28 protein-coding genes are annotated in these 23,235 nt (G+C 66.8%); 26 read left to right on the top strand and 2 right to left on the bottom strand.

Features of this window, described 5'->3' with window-relative positions:
- The first annotated feature begins 19 nt into the window (after positions 1 to 19).
- The 3 genes from ACLIJ1_RS17395 (at position 20) to ACLIJ1_RS17385 (ending at position 1,371) form a co-directional block, all read left to right on the top strand.
- The gene (locus tag ACLIJ1_RS17395; protein WP_411366797.1) at positions 20 to 211 is read left to right on the top strand and encodes a hypothetical protein; all 192 of its coding nucleotides are present in this window, start codon (positions 20 to 22) and stop codon (positions 209 to 211) included.
- A 71-nt stretch (positions 212 to 282) separates the two neighbouring features.
- Positions 283 to 801, top strand: coding sequence for a DUF1993 family protein (locus ACLIJ1_RS17390; protein ID WP_411366796.1), 519 nt, complete (start codon positions 283 to 285; stop codon positions 799 to 801).
- 9 nt (positions 802 to 810) lie between these two features.
- Positions 811 to 1,371, top strand: coding sequence for an NADPH-dependent FMN reductase (locus ACLIJ1_RS17385; RefSeq protein ID WP_411366795.1), 561 nt, complete (start codon positions 811 to 813; stop codon positions 1,369 to 1,371).
- 44 nt (positions 1,372 to 1,415) lie between these two features.
- Here ACLIJ1_RS17385 and ACLIJ1_RS17380 read toward each other — a convergent pair whose 3' ends face one another.
- A complete protein-coding gene (locus tag ACLIJ1_RS17380; RefSeq protein ID WP_411366794.1) occupies positions 1,416 to 1,997 on the bottom strand; it encodes an O-methyltransferase in 582 nt (193 codons plus the stop codon).
- A 265-nt stretch (positions 1,998 to 2,262) separates the two neighbouring features.
- Here ACLIJ1_RS17380 and ACLIJ1_RS17375 point away from each other — a divergent pair, with 265 nt between their 5' ends.
- From ACLIJ1_RS17375 to ACLIJ1_RS17365, 3 genes are all read left to right on the top strand, one after another.
- Positions 2,263 to 2,580, top strand: coding sequence for a hypothetical protein (locus ACLIJ1_RS17375; RefSeq protein ID WP_411366793.1), 318 nt, complete (start codon positions 2,263 to 2,265; stop codon positions 2,578 to 2,580).
- Between the two features lie 25 nt (positions 2,581 to 2,605).
- Positions 2,606 to 3,118, top strand: a complete 513-nt coding sequence (locus tag ACLIJ1_RS17370; RefSeq protein WP_411366792.1) for an O-acetyl-ADP-ribose deacetylase — start codon at positions 2,606 to 2,608, stop codon at positions 3,116 to 3,118.
- Positions 3,119 to 3,185: 67 nt separating this feature from the next.
- Positions 3,186 to 3,587: a hypothetical protein gene (locus ACLIJ1_RS17365; protein WP_411366791.1), complete on the top strand. Its 402-nt coding sequence runs from the start codon at positions 3,186 to 3,188 to the stop codon at positions 3,585 to 3,587.
- Between the two features lie 30 nt (positions 3,588 to 3,617).
- On the opposite strand, the gene ACLIJ1_RS17360 is transcribed toward ACLIJ1_RS17365, so the two are convergent.
- On the bottom strand, positions 3,618 to 4,556 hold the full coding sequence (locus tag ACLIJ1_RS17360; RefSeq protein ID WP_411366790.1) for a LysR family transcriptional regulator: 939 nt from the start codon (positions 4,554 to 4,556) through the stop codon (positions 3,618 to 3,620).
- A gap of 157 nt (positions 4,557 to 4,713) precedes the next feature.
- Between ACLIJ1_RS17360 and ACLIJ1_RS17355 the strand changes: the two genes are divergently transcribed.
- The 20 genes from ACLIJ1_RS17355 to ACLIJ1_RS17260 all read left to right on the top strand — a co-directional run bounded on the left by ACLIJ1_RS17355 (position 4,714) and on the right by ACLIJ1_RS17260 (position 23,069).
- Positions 4,714 to 6,819 (top strand): bifunctional rhamnulose-1-phosphate aldolase/short-chain dehydrogenase, encoded by a 2,106-nt coding sequence (locus tag ACLIJ1_RS17355; protein ID WP_411366789.1) that lies wholly within the window; start codon positions 4,714 to 4,716, stop codon positions 6,817 to 6,819.
- A gap of 127 nt (positions 6,820 to 6,946) precedes the next feature.
- Positions 6,947 to 8,233, top strand: coding sequence for an L-rhamnose catabolism isomerase (gene rhaI, locus ACLIJ1_RS17350; RefSeq protein ID WP_411366788.1), 1,287 nt, complete (start codon positions 6,947 to 6,949; stop codon positions 8,231 to 8,233).
- 132 nt (positions 8,234 to 8,365) lie between these two features.
- Positions 8,366 to 9,355: a rhamnose ABC transporter substrate-binding protein gene (rhaS, locus tag ACLIJ1_RS17345; protein WP_411366787.1), complete on the top strand. Its 990-nt coding sequence runs from the start codon at positions 8,366 to 8,368 to the stop codon at positions 9,353 to 9,355.
- Positions 9,356 to 9,391: 36 nt separating this feature from the next.
- Positions 9,392 to 10,966 (top strand): sugar ABC transporter ATP-binding protein, encoded by a 1,575-nt coding sequence (locus ACLIJ1_RS17340; RefSeq protein WP_411366786.1) that lies wholly within the window; start codon positions 9,392 to 9,394, stop codon positions 10,964 to 10,966.
- A complete protein-coding gene (locus ACLIJ1_RS17335; RefSeq protein ID WP_411366785.1) occupies positions 10,963 to 11,976 on the top strand; it encodes an ABC transporter permease in 1,014 nt (337 codons plus the stop codon). Before ACLIJ1_RS17340 ends, ACLIJ1_RS17335 begins: the two co-directional genes overlap by 4 nt.
- Complete coding sequence (locus ACLIJ1_RS17330) at positions 11,973 to 12,968, top strand: ABC transporter permease (RefSeq protein WP_411366784.1); 996 nt, start codon at positions 11,973 to 11,975, stop codon at positions 12,966 to 12,968. The genes ACLIJ1_RS17335 and ACLIJ1_RS17330 overlap by 4 nt, the downstream gene beginning before the upstream one ends.
- Entirely contained in the window at positions 12,965 to 13,288 is a 324-nt protein-coding gene (rhaM, locus tag ACLIJ1_RS17325; RefSeq protein WP_411366783.1) for an L-rhamnose mutarotase, read from the top strand. Before ACLIJ1_RS17330 ends, rhaM begins: the two co-directional genes overlap by 4 nt.
- 2 nt (positions 13,289 to 13,290) lie before the next feature.
- Entirely contained in the window at positions 13,291 to 14,736 is a 1,446-nt protein-coding gene (locus ACLIJ1_RS17320; protein ID WP_411366782.1) for an FGGY-family carbohydrate kinase, read from the top strand.
- A 13-nt stretch (positions 14,737 to 14,749) separates the two neighbouring features.
- On the top strand, positions 14,750 to 15,280 hold the full coding sequence (locus tag ACLIJ1_RS17315) for a DUF1697 domain-containing protein (RefSeq protein WP_411366781.1): 531 nt from the start codon (positions 14,750 to 14,752) through the stop codon (positions 15,278 to 15,280).
- Between the two features lie 36 nt (positions 15,281 to 15,316).
- Complete coding sequence (locus ACLIJ1_RS17310) at positions 15,317 to 15,760, top strand: VOC family protein (protein WP_411366780.1); 444 nt, start codon at positions 15,317 to 15,319, stop codon at positions 15,758 to 15,760.
- Complete coding sequence (locus tag ACLIJ1_RS17305; RefSeq protein ID WP_411366779.1) at positions 15,726 to 16,391, top strand: hypothetical protein; 666 nt, start codon at positions 15,726 to 15,728, stop codon at positions 16,389 to 16,391. The genes ACLIJ1_RS17310 and ACLIJ1_RS17305 overlap by 35 nt, the downstream gene beginning before the upstream one ends.
- Before the next feature lie 45 nt (positions 16,392 to 16,436).
- Positions 16,437 to 17,027, top strand: coding sequence for a lipocalin family protein (locus ACLIJ1_RS17300; RefSeq protein ID WP_411366778.1), 591 nt, complete (start codon positions 16,437 to 16,439; stop codon positions 17,025 to 17,027).
- Positions 17,024 to 17,296 carry a hypothetical protein gene (locus ACLIJ1_RS17295; RefSeq protein ID WP_411366777.1) on the top strand — a complete coding sequence of 91 codons (273 nt, stop codon included), beginning with the start codon at positions 17,024 to 17,026 and terminating at the stop codon, positions 17,294 to 17,296. Before ACLIJ1_RS17300 ends, ACLIJ1_RS17295 begins: the two co-directional genes overlap by 4 nt.
- A 76-nt stretch (positions 17,297 to 17,372) precedes the next feature.
- Positions 17,373 to 17,642, top strand: coding sequence for a ParD-like family protein (locus ACLIJ1_RS17290; RefSeq protein ID WP_411366776.1), 270 nt, complete (start codon positions 17,373 to 17,375; stop codon positions 17,640 to 17,642).
- Positions 17,642 to 18,433, top strand: coding sequence for a type I methionyl aminopeptidase (gene map / locus ACLIJ1_RS17285; RefSeq protein ID WP_411366775.1), 792 nt, complete (start codon positions 17,642 to 17,644; stop codon positions 18,431 to 18,433). The genes ACLIJ1_RS17290 and map overlap by 1 nt, the downstream gene beginning before the upstream one ends.
- A 135-nt stretch (positions 18,434 to 18,568) precedes the next feature.
- Positions 18,569 to 19,525: a DUF4238 domain-containing protein gene (locus tag ACLIJ1_RS17280; protein ID WP_411366774.1), complete on the top strand. Its 957-nt coding sequence runs from the start codon at positions 18,569 to 18,571 to the stop codon at positions 19,523 to 19,525.
- Between the two features lie 110 nt (positions 19,526 to 19,635).
- Positions 19,636 to 19,941: a YciI family protein gene (locus tag ACLIJ1_RS17275; RefSeq protein WP_411366773.1), complete on the top strand. Its 306-nt coding sequence runs from the start codon at positions 19,636 to 19,638 to the stop codon at positions 19,939 to 19,941.
- A 6-nt stretch (positions 19,942 to 19,947) separates the two neighbouring features.
- Positions 19,948 to 20,232 (top strand): hypothetical protein, encoded by a 285-nt coding sequence (locus ACLIJ1_RS17270; protein ID WP_411366772.1) that lies wholly within the window; start codon positions 19,948 to 19,950, stop codon positions 20,230 to 20,232.
- Positions 20,233 to 20,534: 302 nt separating this feature from the next.
- Positions 20,535 to 21,008 (top strand): hypothetical protein, encoded by a 474-nt coding sequence (locus tag ACLIJ1_RS17265; RefSeq protein ID WP_411366771.1) that lies wholly within the window; start codon positions 20,535 to 20,537, stop codon positions 21,006 to 21,008.
- Positions 21,009 to 21,170: 162 nt separating this feature from the next.
- Complete coding sequence (locus ACLIJ1_RS17260) at positions 21,171 to 23,069, top strand: sigma-54-dependent Fis family transcriptional regulator (protein WP_411366770.1); 1,899 nt, start codon at positions 21,171 to 21,173, stop codon at positions 23,067 to 23,069.
- The last annotated feature ends 166 nt before the right edge of the window (positions 23,070 to 23,235 follow it).

Below are 23,235 nucleotides of genomic sequence, written 5' to 3'. Positions count from 1 at the left end.
ATCAGATCGGAGGACCCAGATGAACCGCGGTACTTCTCTTGTCCAGCCTCAGGACCTGATGGAGCCTCTGGACATTGACCTGGACACCTTGGACCATGCGCTGATGGACCTGCTGACCAGCGACTGGCAGACCCTGGACGGCGGCGAGTGGCTAGATACAGCGGTGGCCGTCCAGCAAGTCGGCCCGATCGTCTCAGACCGCGCGGCCTGAGGGCGAACCCCGGGGGCGCGGGGCCTGGCGTAGCATGCGAGACCTCCACCACTGCCCGCCCCGAGTTCCCCATGCCCATCACCCTCTCATCCGCCAGCCTGCCCGTTTTCAAGACCGCCCTGTCCAACCTGCTGCACTGCCTGAAGAAGGCGGAAGCCAACGCGGCCGCGCGCAAGTTCGATCCCAATGTGTTCGTCACGATGCGGCTGGCGCCCGACATGCTGCCGTTTGCGTCGCAGATCCGCATCGCCTGCGACGCCGCCAAGAACGGCACCGCGCGCCTGGCCGGCATCGAGGCGCCGAAGTTTGAAGACAACGAAACCACCTTCGCCGAACTGCAGGCCCGCATCGCCAAGACGCTGGACTGGCTGGCCACTGTGTCGGCCGCGTCCATCGACGGTCGCGAAGAGGCCGACATCACCTTTCCTGTCGGCCGCGACAAGACCCGCACCATGAAGGGCGAGGCCTACCTCAAGCACTGGTCGATCCCCAACCTGTTCTTCCACGTCACCACCGCCTATGCGCTGCTGCGCCACAACGGCGTGGATCTGGGCAAGACGGATTTCCTGCTGGGCGAGCAGGCGGGCTGAGCGCGTCCGATGACCTTCGAGGTGCTGGCCCTCGCAGGCAGTCTGCGTGCAGCGTCGATCAACGCGGCGCTGTGCCGGGCTGCGGTGCGACTCGCACCCGGCGGCCTGCGCGTGACCGTATTTCCAGGGCTAGGCGACCTTCCGCTGTTCAACCCGGACCTTGAAGCGGACCCACCATGGCCGGTGCAGGCATTGCGCGCCGCCGTCGCGCGCGCGCACGCGCTGCTCATTGCCAGCCCCGAGTACGCCCACGGCATCGCTGGGCCGATGAAGAACGCCCTCGACTGGCTGGTCAGCTTCGAAGGCACGGTGGGCAAGCCGGTCGCGCTCTTCAATGCCTCACCACGGGCCCGCCACGCGGACGAGGCGCTGCGGGAGGTGCTGCAGACCATGTCCGCGACGGTCGTTCCCTCGGCGTCGCCCACCCTGGCGCTTCTTGGTGCCTGCACCACCGAGGAGGCCATGCTGGCGGACCCGGGCGTGAGCCGGGCGATACGGAGTGCCCTGGATGGCCTTGAAACCCATCTCGCGGGTGACACGGCTCCCGGCGCGTCCTTCCCGCTTGGGTAGGCCCTCGATCACCGCTGACGCGCGGCCGCAATAGGCGGCGTCGGTCAGTCCGTTCGACTGACCAGCACCATGCCTGTGACCCAGGACAGCACCGTGGTGCTGAAGCCGGGCAGGGTGGTCAAGGTCTCCAGCAGGGCCGCGGCCTTGAGCTCATGGCCTTCTGGCCAGTTGGGCTGCGGCAGCATGTCGTCCACCACATAGAGGCCGCCCGGGCGCAGCAGCGCCAGGGTTTCGGGCAGGCGCCGGTACTTGCCCGGCCACGAATCGGCAAAGATCAGATCGAACGTGCCGGGCGCCAGCGTGTCCAGCCACGCGTCACCATCGGCGCACACCACCGACAGGCGCGGGTCGTGGCCCAGGTGGCGGCGCGCGATGTCCAGCACGGCGTCGTCGTTGTCCACCGTGGTGAGCGTGGCGCGGGCGTCCATGCCGTCCAGCAGCCAGGCGGTGGACAGGCCGGTGCCGGTACCGATTTCCAGCAACTGCCCGCCCGGCTTGCTGCCCGCCAGCGTGCGCAGCAGGCTGCCCGTGAGCGGCTCGGAGGCCATGGTGAAGCCGGCCGCATGTGTGTCGGCCCAGAGGGCGGCCAGGGCCACCGGTTCGCGAAGGTTTTGGTGATCGTTCATATTCGTTGACGCAGAGGGTGTGAGAGCGGTGGGTTTCGCGCGTCACATCCCTGCCGGCTGCTGCGGGAGCGGCCGGTGGTCTAACGGGGCAGGGGGATCAGCGGCCTGCGTCAGCAGGCCAAGGGCGCGCGGTCCTGCCCCGGCCCTGTAGCAGCAGGGTGTGTAGCGAAGGGGCGGAGGGGCGCGGAAGCATGGTGGGCATCTTAGGTCATGAGTCGCAGGTTGAGTGACGCCTCAGACATCCGCTGGATACACTGTCTCCCGCATGAAAGAACGTTTCAAACGGAAGACATTCACGGTGATCGCCGTCCCAGTGGTGGCCTTGTTTGGGGTGGTGCTTCTTGTCGTGTCGCCAGGCCCTTCCGCGTCCACGATCAAAGAAACTAGGCTGTTTTGCCAGCGAATTGAACGAGGCACTTTATTTCCTGACCTCATGCAACGGGCAGGCGCCTCGGCAGAGAAGGGTATCCGGGCGGATGTGGTGGAGGAATCGAAGGTGCTGATTCGTTTGCACAACTGCCACTGTTGGGTTTCGTTCCAGCCAACGGGGACTGAAGTCTCTGAAGTCGTTTGCAACTCCTGATGGGATCCAACCATTGCCGATCGAAATGCTTCTGAGCGCCATCCAGGGCGATATCTCCAAGCTGCACGTCGACGCCATCGTCAACGCGGCCAATTCGTCGCTCCTCGGTGGTGGCGGAGTGGACGGTGCGATCCACCGTGCAGCGGGGCCTGAGCTGGTGCATGAATGCCGTCTGCTCGGGGGCTGCAAGACGGGCGAAGCCAAGCTGACCAAAGGCTATCGGTTGCCCGCCAGATTCATCATTCACACCGTCGGACCGGTGTGGCGTGGCGGTGCGCATGGCGAGTCGGCGCTGCTCGTATCCTGCTACCAGCGGTCGCTGGAGGTGGCGGCCGCCGCGGGCGTGTCATCGCTGGCGTTTCCAAGCATCAGCACGGGCATCTTCGGCTACCCCATCGAAGAGGCTGCGGCTGTTGCGGTGTCGACGGTCCGGCAGGTGCTTGAAGCCGGCTGCACTGTTCAATCGGTCACCTTCTGCTGCTTTTCCCAGTCCGACTTGGAGATCTACAGGTCCGCGCTTGCGTCGGCCGGCTTTTGATGGCGAACAGGAGCGCCCGCCGAATGCAACTGACATATGCTTTTGCAAGCATCTATCGCCGAGCAAGATGACCGAAAAACAATACCGAATGCTCTTGACAGTCTATGCAGCGCTCATCGTGGTGTTGCTCGCTGCCATGTTCGTGTCCCCGCCCTCTGATGCCCTGATGGTTGCTCTCGGCAATGAGCCGAAAACCTGGCCCATGAGCAATTTTTGGGTGGCTGGAGGTATTGCAGGGGTTTTGATGTTGATGACGCTGATCGGACTTGTCGGACTGTTTCTCTTCAAAGCATGGGCTCGGCCGCTTTCGGTGTTTGCAACTGCTTTCGCTTTACTGCTTCAACCCTTCATAGGGGCGTCCGTCTTCTCCGGAATCGAATTTGCACTGATCGGGATCGAATCGACTCTCTGGGGTGTCATCTTGGCGTTGTCGTATTCCTCGCCCATTGGTGATCGGTTCGGGCGCTGAAGCAGTTTGTGCGGGGTGACAAGGCGTCCCTTACCCCCGCACCAGACACGCCGCGATCCTCGTCCCCTCCGCGAACACGAAGTCCTTGAAGGCCTGGTTGACGCCGTTGAGCGCGGCGTCGCGGCGGTGGATGAAGCACCAGTCGATGTACTTGGGCATGTCGGCCAGGTCGAGCACGGCGATGCGGCCGGCTTCCAGCTCCACCTGGAACACGTGGGCCGAGAGGAAGCTGACGCCCAGGCCTTCCATCACCGCGTGTTTCACCGTCTCGTTGCCCGAGAGTTCCAGCCGCTGGCGCACCTGGATCGACTGCGCCTGCAGCAACTGTTCGAGGAACAGCCGGGTCGACGAGCCGGGCTCGCGGAAGATGAAGTCTTCCTGCCGCAGGTCGGTCCATTCGAGCGCGCTGCGCCGCGCCAGCGGGTGGTTCACCGGCGCGACGATGCAGTGCGGATGCCGTGCGAAGCTGTGCGCTTCCACGGCCGCCTCCGACGGCGGGTAGCCGGTGATGGCGATGTCCAGCCGCCGCTCGGCCAGCAGGTCCAGGATCTCGCCGCGCTTGGCCACGGTGAGCTTGAGGTGCACGTCCGGGTGGCGCTGGTGGAACTCGCTGAGCAGGCGCGGTGCGAAGTAGTTGGCGGTCTGCACCACGCCCAGGTGCAGCAGCCCGCGCAGGCCGCGCGAGGTCTCCTTGCTGCCGTCGCTGGCGTAGAAGGCCATGGCCTCTTCGGCCGCGCGCACCTGCGCCAGGATGATGCGCGCGTGCATCAGCAGCTCCTGCCCGGCGTCGCTCAGGCGGCGGCGGTCGGCGGGGTCGAACAGGGCCGTGCCCAGCGCCTGCTCGATCTGCCGCACCGCCATCGACACCGCGGGCTGCGTCATCTCCAGCTGCTCGGCCGCGCGCGAGAAGCTGGCGCTGGTCGCGACCGCCTCGAACACGCGCAGCTGGCGCACCTTCAACTGCATCATGGAAATTTCCTCGGGACATTCCCGCACAAAACGGCCGATGCTGCACTGCGATGGGGCGGCCGGGCGGGGTTTTGGGCCTGACTATAAAGTGATTTGATGGCTTTGATAAAAGTCCATCAATAGCTCGAATATGGCGCGGTCCCTAGCATCGCGGCCCATGAACACAGCCACCACCCCCTTTCCTCGCTGGGACGACGCCGCCACCACCGGCATGGACGAGCCCCGGCTGCTCCTGTACCGCTCCAACCTGCTCGGGTCGGACCTGCGCATCACCAACTATGGCGGCGGCAACACCTCGGCCAAGATCGTTCACAAAGACCCGCTGACCGGCCAGGACGTCGAGGTTCTGTGGGTCAAGGGTTCGGGCGGCGACGTCGGCTCGATGAAGCTCGACGGCTTCTCCACGCTCTACATGGACAAGCTGCGCGCGCTGCAGGGCCTGTACCGAGGCCTGGCGCACGAAGACGAGATGGTCGGCTACCTGCCGCACTGCACCTTCAACCTCAACACCCGCGCCGCGTCCATCGACACGCCGCTGCACTCCTCGCTGCCCTACGCCCATGTCGACCACATGCACCCCGACGCGGTGATCGCGATCGCGGCCATGGCGAACTCCCAGGCCATCACCGACAAGGTCTTCGGCGGCACCGTGGGCTGGATGCCCTGGCTACGCCCGGGCTACGAACTGGGCCAGCAGCTCAAGGCCTACAACGACGCCCACCCCGGCCTGCGCGGCATCGTGCTGGGCGGCCACGGCCTGTTCAGCTGGGGCGAGACCTCCAAGGCCTGCTACGAGAACACGGTGGACCTGATCGAGACCGCGCAGAACTGGCTGGCCGCCGAGCGCGCCGCGAAAAAGGTGCAGGTCTTCGGCGGTGCCAGGGTCGAGTCGCTGCCCGAGGACCAGCGCGACGCCACGCTGGCGCGCGTGCTGCCGGTGATGCGCGGCCTGGCCAGCGCGGCCGGCGGCCACAAGCTGATGCACCTCAACACCTCGGCCGAGGTGATGCAGTTCGTCAACTCCGCCGAGCTGGAGCCGCTGGCGGCGCTCGGCACCTCCTGCCCTGACCACTTCCTGCGCACCAAGATCCGCCCGCTGATCGTGCCCGAGGCCGTCTACACGCTCGAAGGCGCCGCGCTCAAGGACGCCCTTAACCGGCTGCTGGCGGACTACCGCGCCGACTACGCCGCCTACTACGAGCGCTGCAAGCGCCCGACCAGCCCGGCCCTGCGCGACCCCAACCCGGTCGTGCTGCTGCTGCCGCGCATCGGCATGGTGACGATCGCCAAGGACAAGGCCACGGCCCGCATCGCTGGCGAGTTCTATCTGAACGCCATCAACGTGATGCGCGAGGCCAATGCGGTCGACCGCTACGTCGGTCTGCCCGAGCAGGAAGCGTTCGACATCGAATACTGGCTGCTCGAAGAAGCCAAGCTGCAGCGCATGCCCAAACCCAAGCCGCTGGTCGGCCGCGTGGCCTTCATCACCGGCGGCGCCGGCGGCATCGGCCAGGCGATCGCCCGGCGCATGCTCAGCGAAGGCGCCTGCGTGGTGCTGGCCGACATCGACCAGACCGCGCTCGACAGCGTCAGCGCCGACCTGGCCAAGGCCCACGGCAAGGACCATGTGCGCGGCGTGCTGTGCAACGTGACCGACGAAGCCTCGGTGATCGCTGCGTACGGCCGCGCCGCAGTCGAGTTCGGTGGTGTGGACATCCTGGTGAGCAACGCCGGCATCGCTTCGGCCGCGCCGATCGAAGACACCTCGCTGGAACTGTGGAACCGCAACCAGAGCATCCTGGCCACCGGCTACTTCCTGGTCGGCCGCGAGGCCTTCAAGCTGATGAAGGCGCAGGCCGTGGGCGGCTCCATCGTGATGATCGCCAGCAAGAACGGCATGGTCGCCAGCGCCCAGGCCACGGCCTACTGCGCCGCCAAGGCCGCCGAGATCCAGCTGTCCCGCAGCTTCGCGCTCGAAGGCGCACCGCTGGGCATCCGATCCAACGTGGTCAATCCCGACGCGGTGATCCGCGGCTCCAAGATCTGGACCGGCAAGTGGAGCGAAGAACGCGCCGCCGCCAACAAGATCGGCGAAGGCGACCTCGAAGCGTTCTACCGCGACCGCTCGATGCTCAAGCGCAGCGTGTTCCCCGAAGACATCGCCGAGGCCACCTATTTCTTCGCCTGCGAAGACCTCAGCGCCAAGAGCACCGGCAACATCCTCAACGTGGACGCTGGCAACCTCGCCGCGTTTACGAGATGACCACCCCCCTGCGCCGCGCTGCGCGCGTCACCCCCCAGGGGGCGACACCAGCGGCCCGGCGAAGCCGGTTCCGCGGTGTCCGCGGGACGAGATGGGCGCTCAAGCACCCGCTCAATACGGAGAAAACATGAAGACCATCGACAGCAGCTTGATCACCGCGCACAACGAACCCCAGCTGCGCCTCGTGCACCACGACTACGAGCACCTGGGCGAGCAGCTCGCGCGCCGCCACATCGACATCGAGACCGTGCGCCAGCAGGTCGCGGCCTTCGGTGTCGCGATTCCCAGCTGGGGCGTGGGCACCGGCGGCACGCGCTTTGCCCGCTTCCCCGGCCAGGGCGAGCCGCGTAATGTGTTCGACAAGCTGCAGGACTGCGGCGTGATCCAGCAGCTGGCGCGCGCCACGCCCACGGTCAGCCTGCACATTCCGTGGGACAAGTGCAGCGACTGGAGCGAGCTGCGCCAGGCCGCGGCCTCGGCCGGCCTCGCCTTCGACGCGATGAACTCCAACACCTTCAGCGACCAGCCCGGCCAGGCCCACAGCTACAAGTACGGCAGCCTCAGCCACACCGACGCCGCCACCCGCGCGCAGGCCGTGGCGCACAACCTCGAGTGCATCCAGATCGGCCAGGCGCTCGGCTCCAAGGCGCTCACCGTCTGGGTCGGCGACGGCAGCAACTTTCCCGGCCAGCAGCACTTCCGCCGCGCCTTCGACCGCTACCTGGAGAGCGCGCAGCAGATCTACGCGGCGCTGCCGGGTGACTGGCGAATGATGCTGGAGCACAAGATCTGCGAGCCGGCCTTCTACGCCACGGTCATTCAGGACTGGGGCTCCAGCTTCCTGGCTGCGCAGGCCCTGGGCCCGAAGGCGCAGTGCCTGGTCGACCTCGGTCACCACGCGCCCAACGTCAACATCGAACTGATCGTCGCGCGCCTGATCGCCGCCGGCAAGCTCGCGGGCTTCCACTTCAACGACAGCAAGTACGGCGACGACGACCTGGACGCCGGCAGCGTCTCGCCCTACCGCCTGTTCCTGGTGTTCAACGAACTGGTGGCGGCGGCGCACGAAGGGGTCGCCTTCGATCCGGCTTACATGCTCGACCAGAGCCACAACGTCACCGACCCGATCGAAAGCCTGATGACCAGCGCGATCCAGGTGCAGCGCAGTTACGCGCAGGCCTTGCTGGTGGACCGCGCGGCGCTCGATGCCGCGCAGGACGCCAACGACGCGCTCACCGCGACGCACCTGCTCAAGCAGGCCTTCCAGACCGATGTGACCCCGCTGCTGCAGCGCGTGCGGGTGGACGCGGGCGGCGCCGTCGACCCGGTGGCCGCCTACCGCGCCAGCGGCTACCGCCAGCGGGTGGCCGCCGAGCGTCCGGCCGCCGTTGGCGGCAGCGGCGGCATCGTCTGAAACCAACACCCGGCGCCGCGCATGCGCGGCACCGGATCCATCCCGATCGCGGGCATCGCGCCAGCGACAGGACCCTGACCCACCCCGGGTCGATCATCACCAACCGCGACGACAACCACTGGAGACATGAACATGAAATCCCGCTTCGCACTGACTGCCGCTGCCCTCGCCCTCGCGCTGGCCCAGCCGGCCTTCGCCGCCGACAAGATCGCCCTGGTGGTCAAGAGCCTGGGCAACGGCTTCTTCGACGCCGCCCACCAGGGCGCGCTCGAAGCCGCCAAGGAACTCAAGGACGTCGAGATCATCTACACCGGCCCCGCCAAGGCGACCGCCGAAGGCCAGATCGAGATCGTCAACTCGCTGATCGCGCAGAACGTCAAGGCCATCGTCATCTCTGCCAACGACCCCGACGCACTCGTGCCTTCGCTCAAGAAGGCGATGCAGCGCGGCATCAAGGTGATCTCGTTCGACTCGGGCGTGAAGAAGGACGGTCGCCTGATGCAACTGAACCCGTCGAACAACGCGCTGATCGGCGAGAAGCTGGCCAAGATGAGCGAGCAGGTCGTGGGCAAGACCGGCGAGATCGCCGTGCTGTCGGCCACCGCGCAGGCCACCAACCAGAACATCTGGATCGGTGAAATGAAGAAGGTGCTGGCCAAGCCCGAATATGCCGGCCTGAAGCTGGTCAGCGTGGTCTACGGCGACGACCAGACCGACAAGAGCTACCGCGAAGCGCAGGGCCTGTTCAAGAGCTACCCCAACCTGAAGGCCATCGTCGCCCCGACCACGGTCGGCATCGCCGCCGCCGCCAAGGCCGTGCAGGACGAGAAGAAGGTCGGCCAGATCTTCGTGACCGGCCTGGGCCTGCCCTCGGAAATGGCCGGCCACGTCAAGAGCGGTGCGGTCAAGTCGTTCGCGATCTGGAACCCGATCGACCTGGGTTACTCCTCGATCTACGCCGTGCACGCTTTCATGAAGGGCACCGCCAAGGGCACCAAGGGCGAGGTGATTTCTCTGGGCCGCGTCGGCAAGGCCACGCTGGATGAAAACGGCGAAGCCGCGATGGCCGAACCCTTCACCTACGACGCCTCCAACGTGGAGAAGTTCTCCAAGATCTTCTGATCTCCCGATGGACCTTGTACCGTGCGACTGGTGGCCATGACCTCTGAGAATCCCTCCGCCTGGCTCCGGCTGCAAGGCATCCACAAACGCTTCGGCCCGACCCACGCCCTCAAGGGCGTGGACCTCGAGTTGGTGCCGGGAGAAGTGCTCGCCCTCATCGGCGAGAACGGCGCCGGCAAGTCCACGCTGGTCAAGCTGCTGACCGGCGTGTACCCGGTGGACGAAGGGCAGATCGTGCTCGGCGGCCAGCCGGTGCGCTTTGCCCGCGCGCAGGATGCGCAGGCGGCGGGCATCGTCGCGGTGCACCAGGAAACCGTGATGTTCGAGGAGCTGTCCGCGGCCGAGAACATCTTCATCGGCCGCCAGCCCATGCGCCGGCTCGGCCCGCTGTCGGTCATCGACTGGGCGCGCATGAACACTGAGGCGCAAGCCGTGCTCGACCAGGTTGGCGCCGGCTTTGCCGCCACCACGCCAGTCAAACAACTGAGCCTGGCGCAGCGCCATCTGATCGAGATTGCCCGCGCGCTCTCGCAGCAGGCGAAGGTGGTGATCCTCGACGAACCCACGGCCGCGCTCTCGCAGGCCGAGATCCGCGATTTCTACGGCCTCGTGCGCGGCCTGAAGGAGCAGGGCGTCGCGGTGCTGTTCATCACCCACAAGTTCGACGAAATCTTCGCCGTTGCCGACCGCTACGTGGTGCTGCGCGACGGCGCCTCGGTCGGCCACGGCCGCATTGCCGATGCCAACGAGGGCGAGCTGGTGCGGCTCATGGCCGGCCGCGAGATCAGCAAGATCTACCCGCACATCCCGCGCCAGGCGGGCGACGTGGTGCTGGAGGTCGAAGGCCTCTCGCACCCGACCGAATTCGACAGCCTGAGTTTTTCGTTGCGTGCCGGCGAGATCCTGGGCTTCTACGGCCTGGTCGGCGCCGGGCGCAGCGAGGCCATGCTCGCGCTCATGGGCCTGAACCCGCAGGCACGTGGCCAGATCCGCGTCGGCGGCAAGGCCCTGAGGGTGCGCAAGCCGGCCGACGCGATCGCCGCGGGCCTGGCCTACGTGCCCGAAGAGCGCCAGCGCCAGGGCGGCATCCTCGATTTTTCGGTGCGCCACAACATCTCGCTCGCGGGGCTCGCCGGCCCGTTGACCAAGGCCGAGCCGCTGTCGCGCGGGCCCTGGCTCTCGGCCGTGCGCGAAGCCGCACTGACCGACAGCATGATCGATCGCCTGCGCATCAAGACCGCCGGCCACGACACGCCACTCTCGGGTCTTTCGGGTGGCAACCAGCAGAAGGTGGTGATTGCCAAGTGGCTGGGGCTGAACCCGCGCATCGTGATACTCGACGAGCCCACCAAGGGCATCGACGTCGGCGCCAAGCAGGCGGTCTACCAGCTGATCGCCGAGATGGTCGCGCAGGGTCTGGCGGTGATCCTGGTGTCCAGCGAGCTGCCCGAAGTCATGCACCTCGCGCACCGCACCGTGGTCATGCGCCGCGGCCGCATGGTCGCGACCTTTGAGCAGGGCGAGGCCGACGCCGAAACCATCGTGTCCGCCGCGTCGGGCATCGCCTCCGCCTCACCCGTCCACGGCGAACCGCAGGAGCTGGCCGCATGAGCGCCGCATCGACATCCCCCTGGGCTGCCCACTGGCACGCGCGCCGCCGCGAGTGGCTGCTCGCGGTCATCATCACGCTCATCGTGCTGGCCGTCGGCTGGCGCGCCCCGGTCTTCCTGAGCGCGCGCAACGCGCTGGACATCGGCAACGACTCGGCCATCCTCGTCATCCTGGTGATGGGCCAGATGCTGGTGCTGCTCACACGCGGTGTGGACCTCTCGGTCGCCTCCAACCTCGCGCTCACCGGCATGTTGTGCGCGCTCGCCGCTCGCGCCTGGCCGGGCATCCCGCTGGTGCTGCTGCTGCTCATGGCCTGCGCCGTTGGTGCACTGCTGGGCGCGGTCAACGGCTGGCTGATCATGCGGTTCTCGCTGCCGCCCATCGTCGTCACGCTGGGCACGCTCTCGGCCTACCGCGGTGCCACCTTTGTCGCCAGCGGCGGCGCCTGGATTTCCGACCACGAAATCCACCCGCTCATCAAGGGCCTGCCGCGAGAAGAATGGCTCGGGCTGCCGGCGCTGATCTGGGTCGCACTGGTGGTGACCTTCGCGACCGCCTGGCTGCTGCGCTGGCGCCGCGAAGGGCGCGAGCTCTACGCCTACGGCGGCAACCCGCACGCCGCGCTCTACGCCGGCATCCCGGTGCGCCAGCGCCTGGTCATGGCCTACACGCTCTCGGGCCTGCTGGCCGGCCTCGCGGGGCTGCTGTGGGTCGGTCGCTATTCCATCGCCTTCACCGAACTGGCCTCGGGCTACGAACTGACGGTGATCGCCGCCTGCGTGATCGGCGGCGTCAGCATCGGCGGCGGTGTCGGCACGATTGCCGGCGCGCTGCTGGGCGTGCTGTTCATCGGCGTCATCAACGGTGCGCTGCCCGTGATCCAGGTCTCGCCGTTCTGGCAGCAGGCGATTGCCGGCGCGGTGATCCTGGTCTCGGTGGTGCTCAACGCCCGCGCCGACCGCACCCAGGGCCGCCAGATTCTCGAAACCCGTCAAGGAGTGCCCGCATGAAGGCGCTGGACACCTGGGAGCGCATCCTGATTGCGCTGATCGTGCTGGTCTACCTGGGCTTCGGCCTGGGCATCGAGGGCTTCTTCACGCCCTACGCGCTGGCCGACAGCACCTACAACTTCTCCGAGAAGGCGCTGATCGCGCTGGCGATGGCGCTGCTGGTGATCGCCGGCGAGATCGACCTGTCGATCGCCGCCACCATGGCGCTGGCGTCGATGGCGATGGGCTTCGCGATGAAGGCCGGTGCCGGCACCGCCACCATGGTGCTCGCGGCCATCGCCACCGGCGTGGCCTGCGGCGCGCTCAACGGCTGGCTGGTCACGCGCTGGAAGCTGCCCTCCATCGTCGTCACCATCGGCACCCTCTCGCTCTACCGCGGCCTGGCGCAAGTCGTGCTGGGCGACCAGGCACTCACCGGCTACCCCGAGACCCTGGTCACCTGGGGCAACGGCTACCTGGGCGACCTGCTGGACCTGCCCTGGCTGATCGTGCCGATCGAGTTCGCCGTCATGCTCGTGGCGGCCCTGCTGGTCGGCCTGTTCCTGCACGCCACGGTGCACGGCCGGCGCATCTACGCCATCGGCGCCAACGCCGTCACCGCGCGCTTTTCCGGCATCGCGGTCGACCGCTACCGCATGGGCCTGTTCATCTTCGCGGGCGTCATGGCCGCGCTCGCCGCCGTGCTGCTTACCGGCCGCATCGGCAGCACGCGCCCCAACCTCGCCATGGGGTGGGAACTGGACGCGGTGACCATCGTCATCCTCGGCGGCGTGTCGATCCAGGGGGGCAAGGGCAGCGTGGTCGGCACCCTGCTGGCCGCCGTGCTGCTGGGCAGCTTCACCTTCGCCATGGGCATGCTCAACGTCACCGGCATCGTGGTGTCCATGGTGGTCGGCGGCCTGCTGATCGCGGCCATGGTGCTGCCCCAGTACCTGCGCCGCCTCACCGCGCGCTTCCAGAAGGCACAGCACGTGCGGGGGAGCTTCACATGAGCGCCACAGAAAAACACGCCTTCCGCATGTTCCTGAACCCCGGCTGCGTCGACGAATACCGCCGCCGCCACGACGCCATCTGGCCCGAGCTGGTCAGCCTGCTCAAGGAGAGTGGCATCGAGGACTACAGCATCTACCTCGACGCCGAACACCATGTGCTGTTCGGTGTGCTGCGCCGCCGTCCCGGCCACACCATGGGGAGCCTGCCGCAGCACCCGGTGATGCAGCGCTGGTGGCAGCACATGAAAGACATCATGCGCTGCAACCCCGACGGCTCGCCGGTCGCCGAAGACCTGCCCCGTCTCTTCCACATGGATTGACCATGGTCCGCCACGCCCACACGCTCGTGCTGGACATCGGCAAGAGCAACGCCAAGCTGGTGCTGTTCAACGCCGAGGGCGACGTGCTGGCCCGCCGCGTGCAGGCCAACCAGTCCGTGTCCAACGACGGCTACACCGCGCTCGGCACCGAGGCCCTGCAGGCCTGGCTGCTCGAAGGCATGGCCACGCTGCCCGAGCGCCGGCAGATTGGCCGCATCGGCATCACCACCCACGGCGCGGCCTTCTGCGCCGTCGGCGATCACGGCCTCGCGATGCCGCCGATGGACTACGAGTGGGACAGCTACGGCCTCTGGCGCGAACGCTACGCGGCCCTGCTCGACGGCTTCGAGGTCACCGGCTCGCCGCTGCTCCCGCTGGGTCTGAACGCCGGCCTGCAGCTCTACTGGCTGCAGCAGAACAGGCCCGAAGCCTGGGCGCGCGTGCGCCACTGGCTGCCCTACCCGCAGTACTGGGCCTGGTGGCTCACCGGCGTGGCCGCGAACGAAGCCACCTCGCTCGGCTGCCACACCCACCTCTGGCAACCAACGCGCAACGCCTTCGCGCCCTGGGCCGTGCACCAGGGCCTGACCGACCGCTTCGCGCCGCTGCGCCTTGCGCACGAAGCGCTGGGCCCACTGCGGCCGGAACTCGCCGCCCAGCTCGGCCTTGCGCCCGACTGCCGCGTGCATGTCGGCCTGCACGACAGCAACGCCTGCCTCGCGCGCCACCTGCATGCGCTGCCCGGCGCCAGCGTCGTCTCCACCGGCACCTGGACCGTGATCATGGCGCCCGGCGTGCCGACCGACATGCTCACGCTCGACCCGCTGCGCGACCAGCTGTTCAACCAGTCGGTCGAAGGCAAACCGGTCCCGACAGCGCGCTTCATGGGCGGCCGCGAATTCGCCCACCTCTGCCACGGCGCCGACCCCTCGCTCGCCACGCTGCGCGCGCTGCGCGACGTGATCGACGCGGGCTGGACCGTGTTGCCCGAAGACAGTGCCCAACCCGGCGCCGCGCACGGGCGCGTGGCCGAACTGCGCCAGGGCGAACGGCGCCTGGGCAACCGCCCCGGCGAGGTGCCGCTGCACCTGCGGCCCGCGCTCGGCGCCTGGTACTGCGCGCTCATGACCGCCCAGACTCTGCGCGAACTGCTGCCGCCGGGGCTGGCTGCCGAAGCCGCCCACACTGTCGTGCTCGAAGGCCCCATGACCGACAACCCCGCCTTCGTCACCGCGCTCGCGGCGCTGCTCGCGCCCATGCGCCTGCTGCGCAGCGTCGACGAGGTGGAAGGCACCGCCCGCGGAGCCTGGCTCAGCACACGATGGGACGAGCCGGCGGGGGAGGGCGCGCGCTACGCGGAGGTGCTGTTGCCGGAGGCGGCGGATGTGCTGCGGCTGCAGGCGGCGAGGGCGGCTTGGGAAGCCGTGGTGGAGGGCGTGGCGGTCTGATAGGCTGCCATCCATGCCCCGCTTCGTCGTCCTTCTCCGTGGTGTCAATGTCGGCAAAGGCAACCGGGTGCCGATGGCCGACTTCCGGGACATGCTCGAAGCGCTGGGCCATACCGACGTGCAGACCCTGCTGAACAGCGGCAACGCCGTGTTCTCGTCGACCAGCCGCAGCGCGACAAAGCTGTCCACGGAGATCGCCGCTGCCGTGCAGGCGCGTTTTGGCGTCACGACGCCGGTCATCGTCAAGTCCGCCAGCGAGTTCCGCGCCATCGTGGATGGCAACCCGATCGTTCCGCCCGAGACGGAGCACTCGCGCTTTCTCGTCGCTTTTTCGATGGACGCGGGGCGATTGAAAGAACTCGATGCCTTGCAGCCGCTGCTGAACCCGGGCGAGCGCCTTGCCGTCACGGCGCACGCCGCCTACCTGAATTGCGCGGGCGGGTTGCTGGAGAGCAGGGTGGGTGAGGCGATGCTGGGCAAGGCCGGCAAAGGCATCACCACCCGCAACTGGGGCACGACGCTCAAGCTGGCCGCGCTGTTTTGACGCCAGAATGCGGCAATGCTCCCAACGCCGCCGCCCATGGTTCCCTTCACCGTCGAGCGCATCGATCACGTCGTGTTCCGCGTGCGGGATCTCGCTGCCAGCGTGTCGTTTTACGAGCGCGTGCTCGGTTGCCATCTCGTGCGCGAACGGCCCGAACTCGGCCTGGTGCACGTTCGCGCCGGCGCGTCCATGGTGGACCTCGTGGCCATCGACGGACCGCTGGGTCGGGTCGGCGGGGAAGGGCCGAAGGCGGAAGGACGCAACGTCGACCACCTCTGCCTGCGGGTCGAGCCTTTTGACGAGCAACGCATCGTTGCGCACCTCGCCGAACACGGCATCGTTCCCAGAGGCCCGGCGAGCACCAACTTTGGCGCGGAAGGTGAGGGCCCCTCCCTGTATTTCCGCGACCCGGACGACAACGTCATCGAACTCAAAGGACCAGCCCATGGGACTTCTGGACTTCATCTTCCAACGCGGTGAATCCGCCGACGAGGCGCTGCTGGCCGTGGCCACGGCGCGGGGTTGGGCCGCGTGCAGCCGCAGCGGCATGGCCATGCTGCCGCCGTCGCACGCGGCGGCCGATGTGCACGGCCTGGGCGGGCGCGGGGCGCCGCACTGCGCGGGGCGGTCGTTCGAGCTGGCGCTCGGCCCGCAGCACCGCCCGGCCGTCGTCTCGCACCTGGAGATCACGGTGTCCGACGATCAGGAGCACGTCTACGACATGGTGACCTGGCAGCGCCCGGCCGGGACGCTGCTGCGCTTCGAGGCCGAGCTGGGCGAAGGTGCCGGGCAGCACCACCGGCTGGGCGACCGCTTCAACCCGGGTGGCGCCGCCAAGCACCGTCTCCCGGGCGGCGCCGTCCTGCGCATCGGCCGCGACGCGGATGCAGAACGGGCGCAGACCTTGTGTGCGGCCGCGGGATGGAGCGAGCTGATGCAGCTTGCGCAAAGCCCCGCCCTGCGCGGCTGCGTCGCCGAAAGCCTCGGAGACCGGGTGGCGGTGTATTCGTGGACCGGCATGCCGCGCAAGGGCCAGGCCCGCTGGCACGACCTGGTGGCGGTGGCCGAGGGGCTGGAGGCTTTGATGGATAGCTGTGAATCAGGGGCGTGACGGATATCCCGAGCACACTGCACCCAAACCCTCTAACCTGACCGCATGCAAACCCCCACACCTTCCCCGTCGCGTCACTTCTTCCGCCTGGCCCTGGCGTTGGCCCTGCTCACGCCACTCGCCACCCCCGCGCAAAGCACCACCCCGCCCGAGCCGCTCAAGGCCATCGAGCGCCTCGACGTTGGCCGCTACCTGGGCACCTGGTACGAGATCGCGAAATACCCCAACCGCTTCCAGCGCCAGTGCGTGTCCGGCACACAAGCGCAGTACCGCCTGCGCGACGACGGCCAGCTTGACGTCATCAACCGCTGCCGCCAGGCCAGCGGCGAGACGGCCGAAGCCGTGGGCCGCGCGCGCCAGGACGGCCCTGCCGATTCGCCGAAGCTGGAGGTGCGCTTCGCCCCTGCCTGGCTGTCGTGGCTGCCCATGGTCTGGGCCAACTATTGGGTCGTCGATCTCGACCCGGGCTACCAGCTCGCCGCCGTGAGCGAGCCGAACCGCGAATACCTGTGGGTCCTGTCGCGCACGCCGACGGTGGACGCGGCGGCGTATCAAGCCCTGCTGGCGCGGTTGCAGGCCAAGGGGTTTGATCTGTCGAAGCTGGAGAAGACGGCGCAGCCGGGGAGCCCGAATTGATCGACCTGCCCGACTGGCTGGATGCACCCCGGGGACTTTTGCTGGGGGTGCTGCGGTTCCTCTGGTGGCTGGCCTGGGACATCTGCATCGAGACCGTCGGCTGGTCGGTGGGCTGGTGCGTGCTGCGGACGGTGACGCTGGGTCGGTCCCCGCAGGACCGTTTGGGCGGTGTCGATGACGCTGACTCCGGCACGGCAATCCTGGTGGAGATCGTTGGTCTGGCGGTATTGGCGATGGGGATCTGGTGGCTGGCGGGGGAGTGGCCTTGAGGCTGCCCCTTGATGTCCAGGTTGAAGTACATATGAAGCACATACAATTCGTATATGTTTCATATGGAGTCCACCCATGGGCATTGTCAAGATTTCCGACCAGATGCATGAGAACCTGCGGGTCGCGGGCACGGCGCTGAGCCGGTCCATCAACGCGCAGGCCGAGCACTGGATGCGCGTCGGCATGCTGACCGAGATGCACCCCGACCTCGACTACCGCGCCATCTGCCAGCTGCTGATCCAGGCCGAACTGAGCGGCGGCCTTGACCTCACCAACGCCGCCACCCTCGGCACGACGTCGCCACCCAAGACCGCCGCCGCAGCCACCGCCAAAGGCCGGCACTGATGGTGCACCGCGTCCCGATCCGCAGCGCCGACGAACTGGTCATGGCGCGGCGGTCCGCGCAGCTGGCCGCCGACGTGCTGGCGATGATCGAGCCCCACGTCGTGCCCGGCGTCAGCACCGAGGTGCTCGACAGCCTCGCCCACGACCACATCGTCAACGTGCAGGGCGCCATTCCCGCCAACCTCGGTTATCACGGCTACCCCAAGACCATCCTCACCTCGGTCAACCACGTGGTCTGTCACGGCATCCCCGCGCCCGACAAGCTCCTCAAGGCCGGCGACATCGTCAACATCGACGTCGCCGTGCTCAAGGACGGCTGGTTCGGCGACACCAGCCGCATGTTCTGCGTCGGCATGCCCAGCACCCTCGCGCGGCGGCTGGTCGACACCACCTACGAAGCCTTGCTGGCCGGCATCCGGCAGGTGCGGCCCGGCGCCACGCTCGGCGACGTGGGCCACGCCATCCAGAGCGTCGCGCACCGCGAGCATTTCAGTGTGGTGCGCGAGTACTGCGGCCACGGAATCGGCCAGATCTACCACGACGAACCCAACGTGCTGCACTACGGCCAGCGCGGCCAGGGCCTGCAGCTGGAGGCCGGCATGGTCTTCACCATCGAACCCATGCTCAACGCCGGCAAACGCGAGACCCGGCAACTGGCCGACGGCTGGACGGTGGTGACCAAGGACCGCTCGCTCTCGGCGCAGTGGGAGCACATGGTGGCGGTGACGGATCAGGGGTGCGAGGTGCTGACGGCGTGGCCGGGCGGGACGGGGGCTTATCCGGCGGTGTGAGCGCTTCCAAGTTCTCACATCCTGTTAAATCTGCATTGCGTGGAGAAAAAAGGTGGTTTTAAAGGCAACAACTTTGTTGATCAGCAGTGACCGCGGGTGTGCGGTATCTCGCCGTTTCTGCCGAAGTTGAGAGCCGTGAAAGCTGCTTCGGAGCCTCGGAAGCATCACTTCCTGCCGCAGTTCTATTTGCGGGGGTTCTCTGTCGACCGACGCGGCATCTTTCAGATTGAAAAGTCGACTGGTCGTCACTATGGTTGCCAGATCAAAGACATTGCTGCGATCCGCGATTTCCACGAACTTGATGGAGCGGAAACTGGTGACCCATACCTGTTCGAGAAGAAGCTTGCTGAGCTTGAAGGTCTGCAAGCCGAACACCTTCAAAGCGTTTTGGTTGAAGGAGTAGCGTCTGAGCAGCAGCGCTCGAACTTAGTTGGCCTGCTGGCAATCATGCGAATGCGAGTGCCAGCCGTAAAAGAGCACATTGAGCGCTCTTATGTATCAACAGTGCGAGCCACGGCACTAGCACTCGAACGATCTGGCCGTCTACCGAAGCTACCCAAGGGGCTGGAGATAGCACTGAGCTTAGAGAACCTGGATATCAAAGTCCTGAACTGGAAGTGTCTCGATGTGATGTTCAGAATGGGATCTAGCGAGAGGGTTCTGCAGATTTTGTCTCGCATGCGGATCACCCTTTACCGCGCCCCCTTTGGCAACCGCTTCATTACATCGGATCAGCCTGTTGCTCTGTACCACCCGACTCTTTGGAAGGGTGATCACGGTGTAGGACCAGGCACGCTCGGCGTCGAAGTGAGCTTCCCTCTGTCCAGTCGCGTTCTTGTAGTGCTGGATCACTCGGCGAAGCCTCATTCGGAACGTGTTGCAACGTGTGCTGAGGTAGACGAATTCAACAGGAGAACCGTTGTCATGGCGCAGCAATACATCTACACGGGAGAGACTCCTCAAGCTGTTGTCTTACTTGCTCAAAGGGGTTCTGGAGTCTTTGCAGGCTTTCGGCACGAAGATTTCGATGCGGGCAAAGAGTTCATGCAGGTGCACCGCTTCATTCCTGTTGGTCCAGCTGAAGACGCATGACGCCGACCTTCTCATCGAGAGACGTCAACCACTCAACGCCTCCAGCGGGTTTCATGCCCATTTGCAGAACATCTATGCCCAAGTACCTGATCTCATTCCCCAGCGCAGCCATGAAAGTGCCTGACGGCGAACTGGAAGCAGTAGGCCGCGACGCACACGACGTGATCGAACAGGCCAAGGCTGCCGGCGTGTACGTCTTCGCTGGCGGCATCGACGACAGCGCGCCGCCGGTGCTGGTCTCGGCCGATGGTGCGGTTGCTGAGGGCGGCTACCCGTGGGCGCCGCCGCTCAATGGCGGTTTCACCGTGCTCGAACTGCCTTCGCGCGAAGAGGCCATCGCTTGGGCCGCGCGCCTCGCGAAAGCCTGCCGCTGCGACCAGGAGCTGCGCGTCTTCGGGCTCGACCCGCGGACCTGAAACCGTATGGACCGATCCAATCCAGAACAAACCGCATTGGTCTTCCTCGCCATCACACCCTCAGGCTTGCACCAGGCCATCGAGCTTTCCAAACGCTCGCCAATGGCCATCTGGTGTGGCGCTGATGCCATCAGCGAAGCCGACTGGGATGACCTGAGAGGCGTTGAGGTATCGCGCTTTGACTACCCGTTGGCAGGGGAACCTCCGGGGGTGATCAAGGATGCTCTCGAAACCATTGCCGAGCACCACCCTCTGGCCACGGTCTGGGTTGAACATGTGCCATCGAGCTAGCCATTCGTTCGTCGTGGGCGCCATTGCCCCCTGTGGTCCCGGCATGGTCATGGCCTGAGGCTGAGGTTCCGGGTAGAGCACCATGCGTGCTGGGGCCTTCCCCGCGGAACCAACAACCTTATCGTCTTGCGGTGCCGTTTGGCGTAGAAGCCTGCGAAGGCATGGACTTCGGGCGGTTAAGAAGAGAATTCCAAACAGATCTGCCAGCGGTCTATGTCATCTCTGCGGCGCTACGGAAACGACAGCCGATAGGATCTTTCAGGACCTAAGGTCCAGCGGGCACTTTTGCACAAGGCTTAACGATGCGTTCGGTCCACTCCTTCAACATCTTTGCAGACTATTTCCAGTTCGTTGTTCAAGACGAGAGTTCCGACGACGACTTTGCCGAGATCTGGACTGAAGAAGCGCAGGCTTTGCAAACTGCGTTTGGTCGAAGCGCTGTATGCCCTGGCACGCTACGGAACGTGGACGTTCCTGTTGAAGTCATCGTGACCGATGTGGACCCAGCGATTGACCTATCGACGGTTGATCACGCTGTCGAAGGGAGTCTTCAGTTTCCGACCGGGCGCATTGTCGTGATGGGTTGCACGGGGTACTCTCCGGACGCTCCTCGCTTCGAGATTCAGGCTGGCACATACCGAGTAGTTGCCGTGATGGCCGGGGTGCAGAGCATCAAGACCGAGTGGGATCCCGCAGAGGACAAGTATGTTGTCTACCTCTGGCCCGGCGCTGCGCGCCCCCCAAGACTTCTCAAGCACTGGAATAGCGGGCCTTGAATGCGAGCGTGGGGGCGACCGCTTGCCCGATTGAAACGCGGGGTGTCCTTGAATCGCCTTGTCAGTCACTTTTCTTCGGGTAAACCCTCCATTGACACCACCCCGCGCTGATCCGAAGGTGCAAGGCTTTCCGCCTGCCTGCCTTGACCCCGGAGACGCGCCATGCAAACCACCAGCCCGCACCAGCACATTGCCACCGTGATGCAGGTGGCCGCGGACGGCGTGGGGGCGCAGATCGCGGCGCGGCATGAGCAGGTGATCCGCGATTCGTGGCTGCGCTGTGTGCAGCAGCACCGGCTGGACCCGACGCGCATGCAGGAGGCGGTGATCCTGCCGCAGGCGCGGCTGCGCGAGCACCAGGACCAGATGGAGGCGCTGCTGCAGATCGCCCGCCACGGGCTGGAGTCGCTCTACAGCAAGGTGGCGGGGCTGGGCTATGTGGTGCTGCTGACCGACGCACGCGGCGTGACGGTGGACTTTCTGGGCGACCTGGTGTTCGAGCCCAGCCTGCGCAAGGCGGGCCTCTACCTCGGCGCGGACTGGAGCGAGCACCACGCCGGTACCTGCGGCGTGGGCACCTGCATCAGCACCGGCCAGGCGCTGACGGTGCACCTGGACGACCACTTCGACGCGACCCATATTCCGCTGACCTGCACCACCGCGCCGGTGTACGACAGCGCTGGGCAGTTGAGCGCGGTGCTGGACATTTCGCAGCTGAGTTCGCAGCAGCCCAAGGAGAGCCAGCACCTGGCGCTGCAGCTGGTGAAGATGTACGCGCACGACATCGAGAACGCGGCCTTCCTGCACCGCCACCGACACGACTGGGTGCTGCGCCTGTCGCAAGCGCCGCAGTTCCTCGACGTGCAGCCGGACTACCTGCTGGCGCTGGACGCCAACGGCCGCGTGGTGGGCCATAACCGGCGGGCGCAACTGGCGTTGCAGAACGGCGAGCCTTTGCTGGGCATGGGCTTCGAGCAACTCTTCGGTCTGCCCTTCGGCCAGATCGGCCGCTTCGTGATGACGCAGCCCTCGGACCAGCGCGCGGTGATGCTGGCGGGCGGCCGGCAGCTGCTGTTCCTCTCGGCGGTGCCGCCGCCGGCGCGGCCGGTGGCGAGCGCGCCGCGCGAGGAACGCCGCGTGCCCGCGCCGCTGGCGGCGCTGTCGGCCGGCGACGCGGCGCTCGACCGGCAGGTGGAGCGCGTGGCGCGGCTGGTGAACACGCCCATCAGCCTGCTGATCACCGGCGAGACCGGCTCGGGCAAGGAGTATTTCGCGAAGGCGGTGCACACGGCGAGCGAGCGGCGCAGCCGTCCCTTCGTGGCGGTGAACTGCGCGGCGATTCCCGAGCACCTGATCGAGAGCGAGCTGTTCGGCCACCTGCCGGGCAGCTTCTCGGGTGCATCGCCCAAGGGCAAGCGCGGCCTGATCGCCGAGGCCGACGGCGGCACGCTGTTCCTCGACGAGATCGGCGACATGCCGCTGGCGCTGCAGGCGCGGCTGCTGCGGGTGCTGTCCGAGCGCGAGGTGCTGCCGGTGGGCGCGACGAAGCCGGTGCCGGTGAACATCCGCGTGATCGCGGCGACGCACGCGCCGCTGGAGCAGCTGGTGTTGGCGGGGCGCTTCCGCGACGACCTGTACTACCGCCTCAAGGGCGCGCACATCCAACTGCCGCCGTTGCGCGAGCGCAGCGACCTGGGCGCGATGATCACGCGGCTGCTGGGCGGTCGCGCCATCACGCCCGCTGCCCTGCAGCGCCTGCTGGCGCACCGCTGGCCGGGCAACCTGCGCGAGCTGCGCAACGTGCTCGACTACGCAGGCAGCCTTTGCGCGGAGGGGCCGATCGACCTCGACGACTTGCCGGAGCTTTCGGTCGCGCGGCTGCCGTTGCACGCCGGCGCTGCCAAGGCTGCGCACGACGACGGGCCGGAAGCCTTGCTGCAAGCGCTGCGCGCGGCGCAGTGGAACGTGAGCGCGGTGGCGCGGGCGATGGGGCTTTCGCGCATGACGCTGTACCGACGCATGAAAAGGGCCGGCATCGTGCCCCCGAACCGCATGAATTGAACGGCCCAGGCCTGTGACAGCTGTCACTCGGGGTGAGTGACAGCTGCACGGGGTGTGACACCCGCCGCCGCTGGCAAACGGCAATCAGATCAAGCACTTGCGCGCGCCGCTCGCATGGCACGCGTCTTGTGATGCATAGGGCACCGGCCCGCATCGAGGCCGGCAT

Source organism: Hydrogenophaga sp. RWCD_12 (assembly GCF_046604225.1).
Classification (GTDB): Bacteria; Pseudomonadota; Gammaproteobacteria; order Burkholderiales; family Burkholderiaceae_C; genus Hydrogenophaga.
This window is presented reverse-complemented; position numbering and strand designations above follow the sequence as displayed.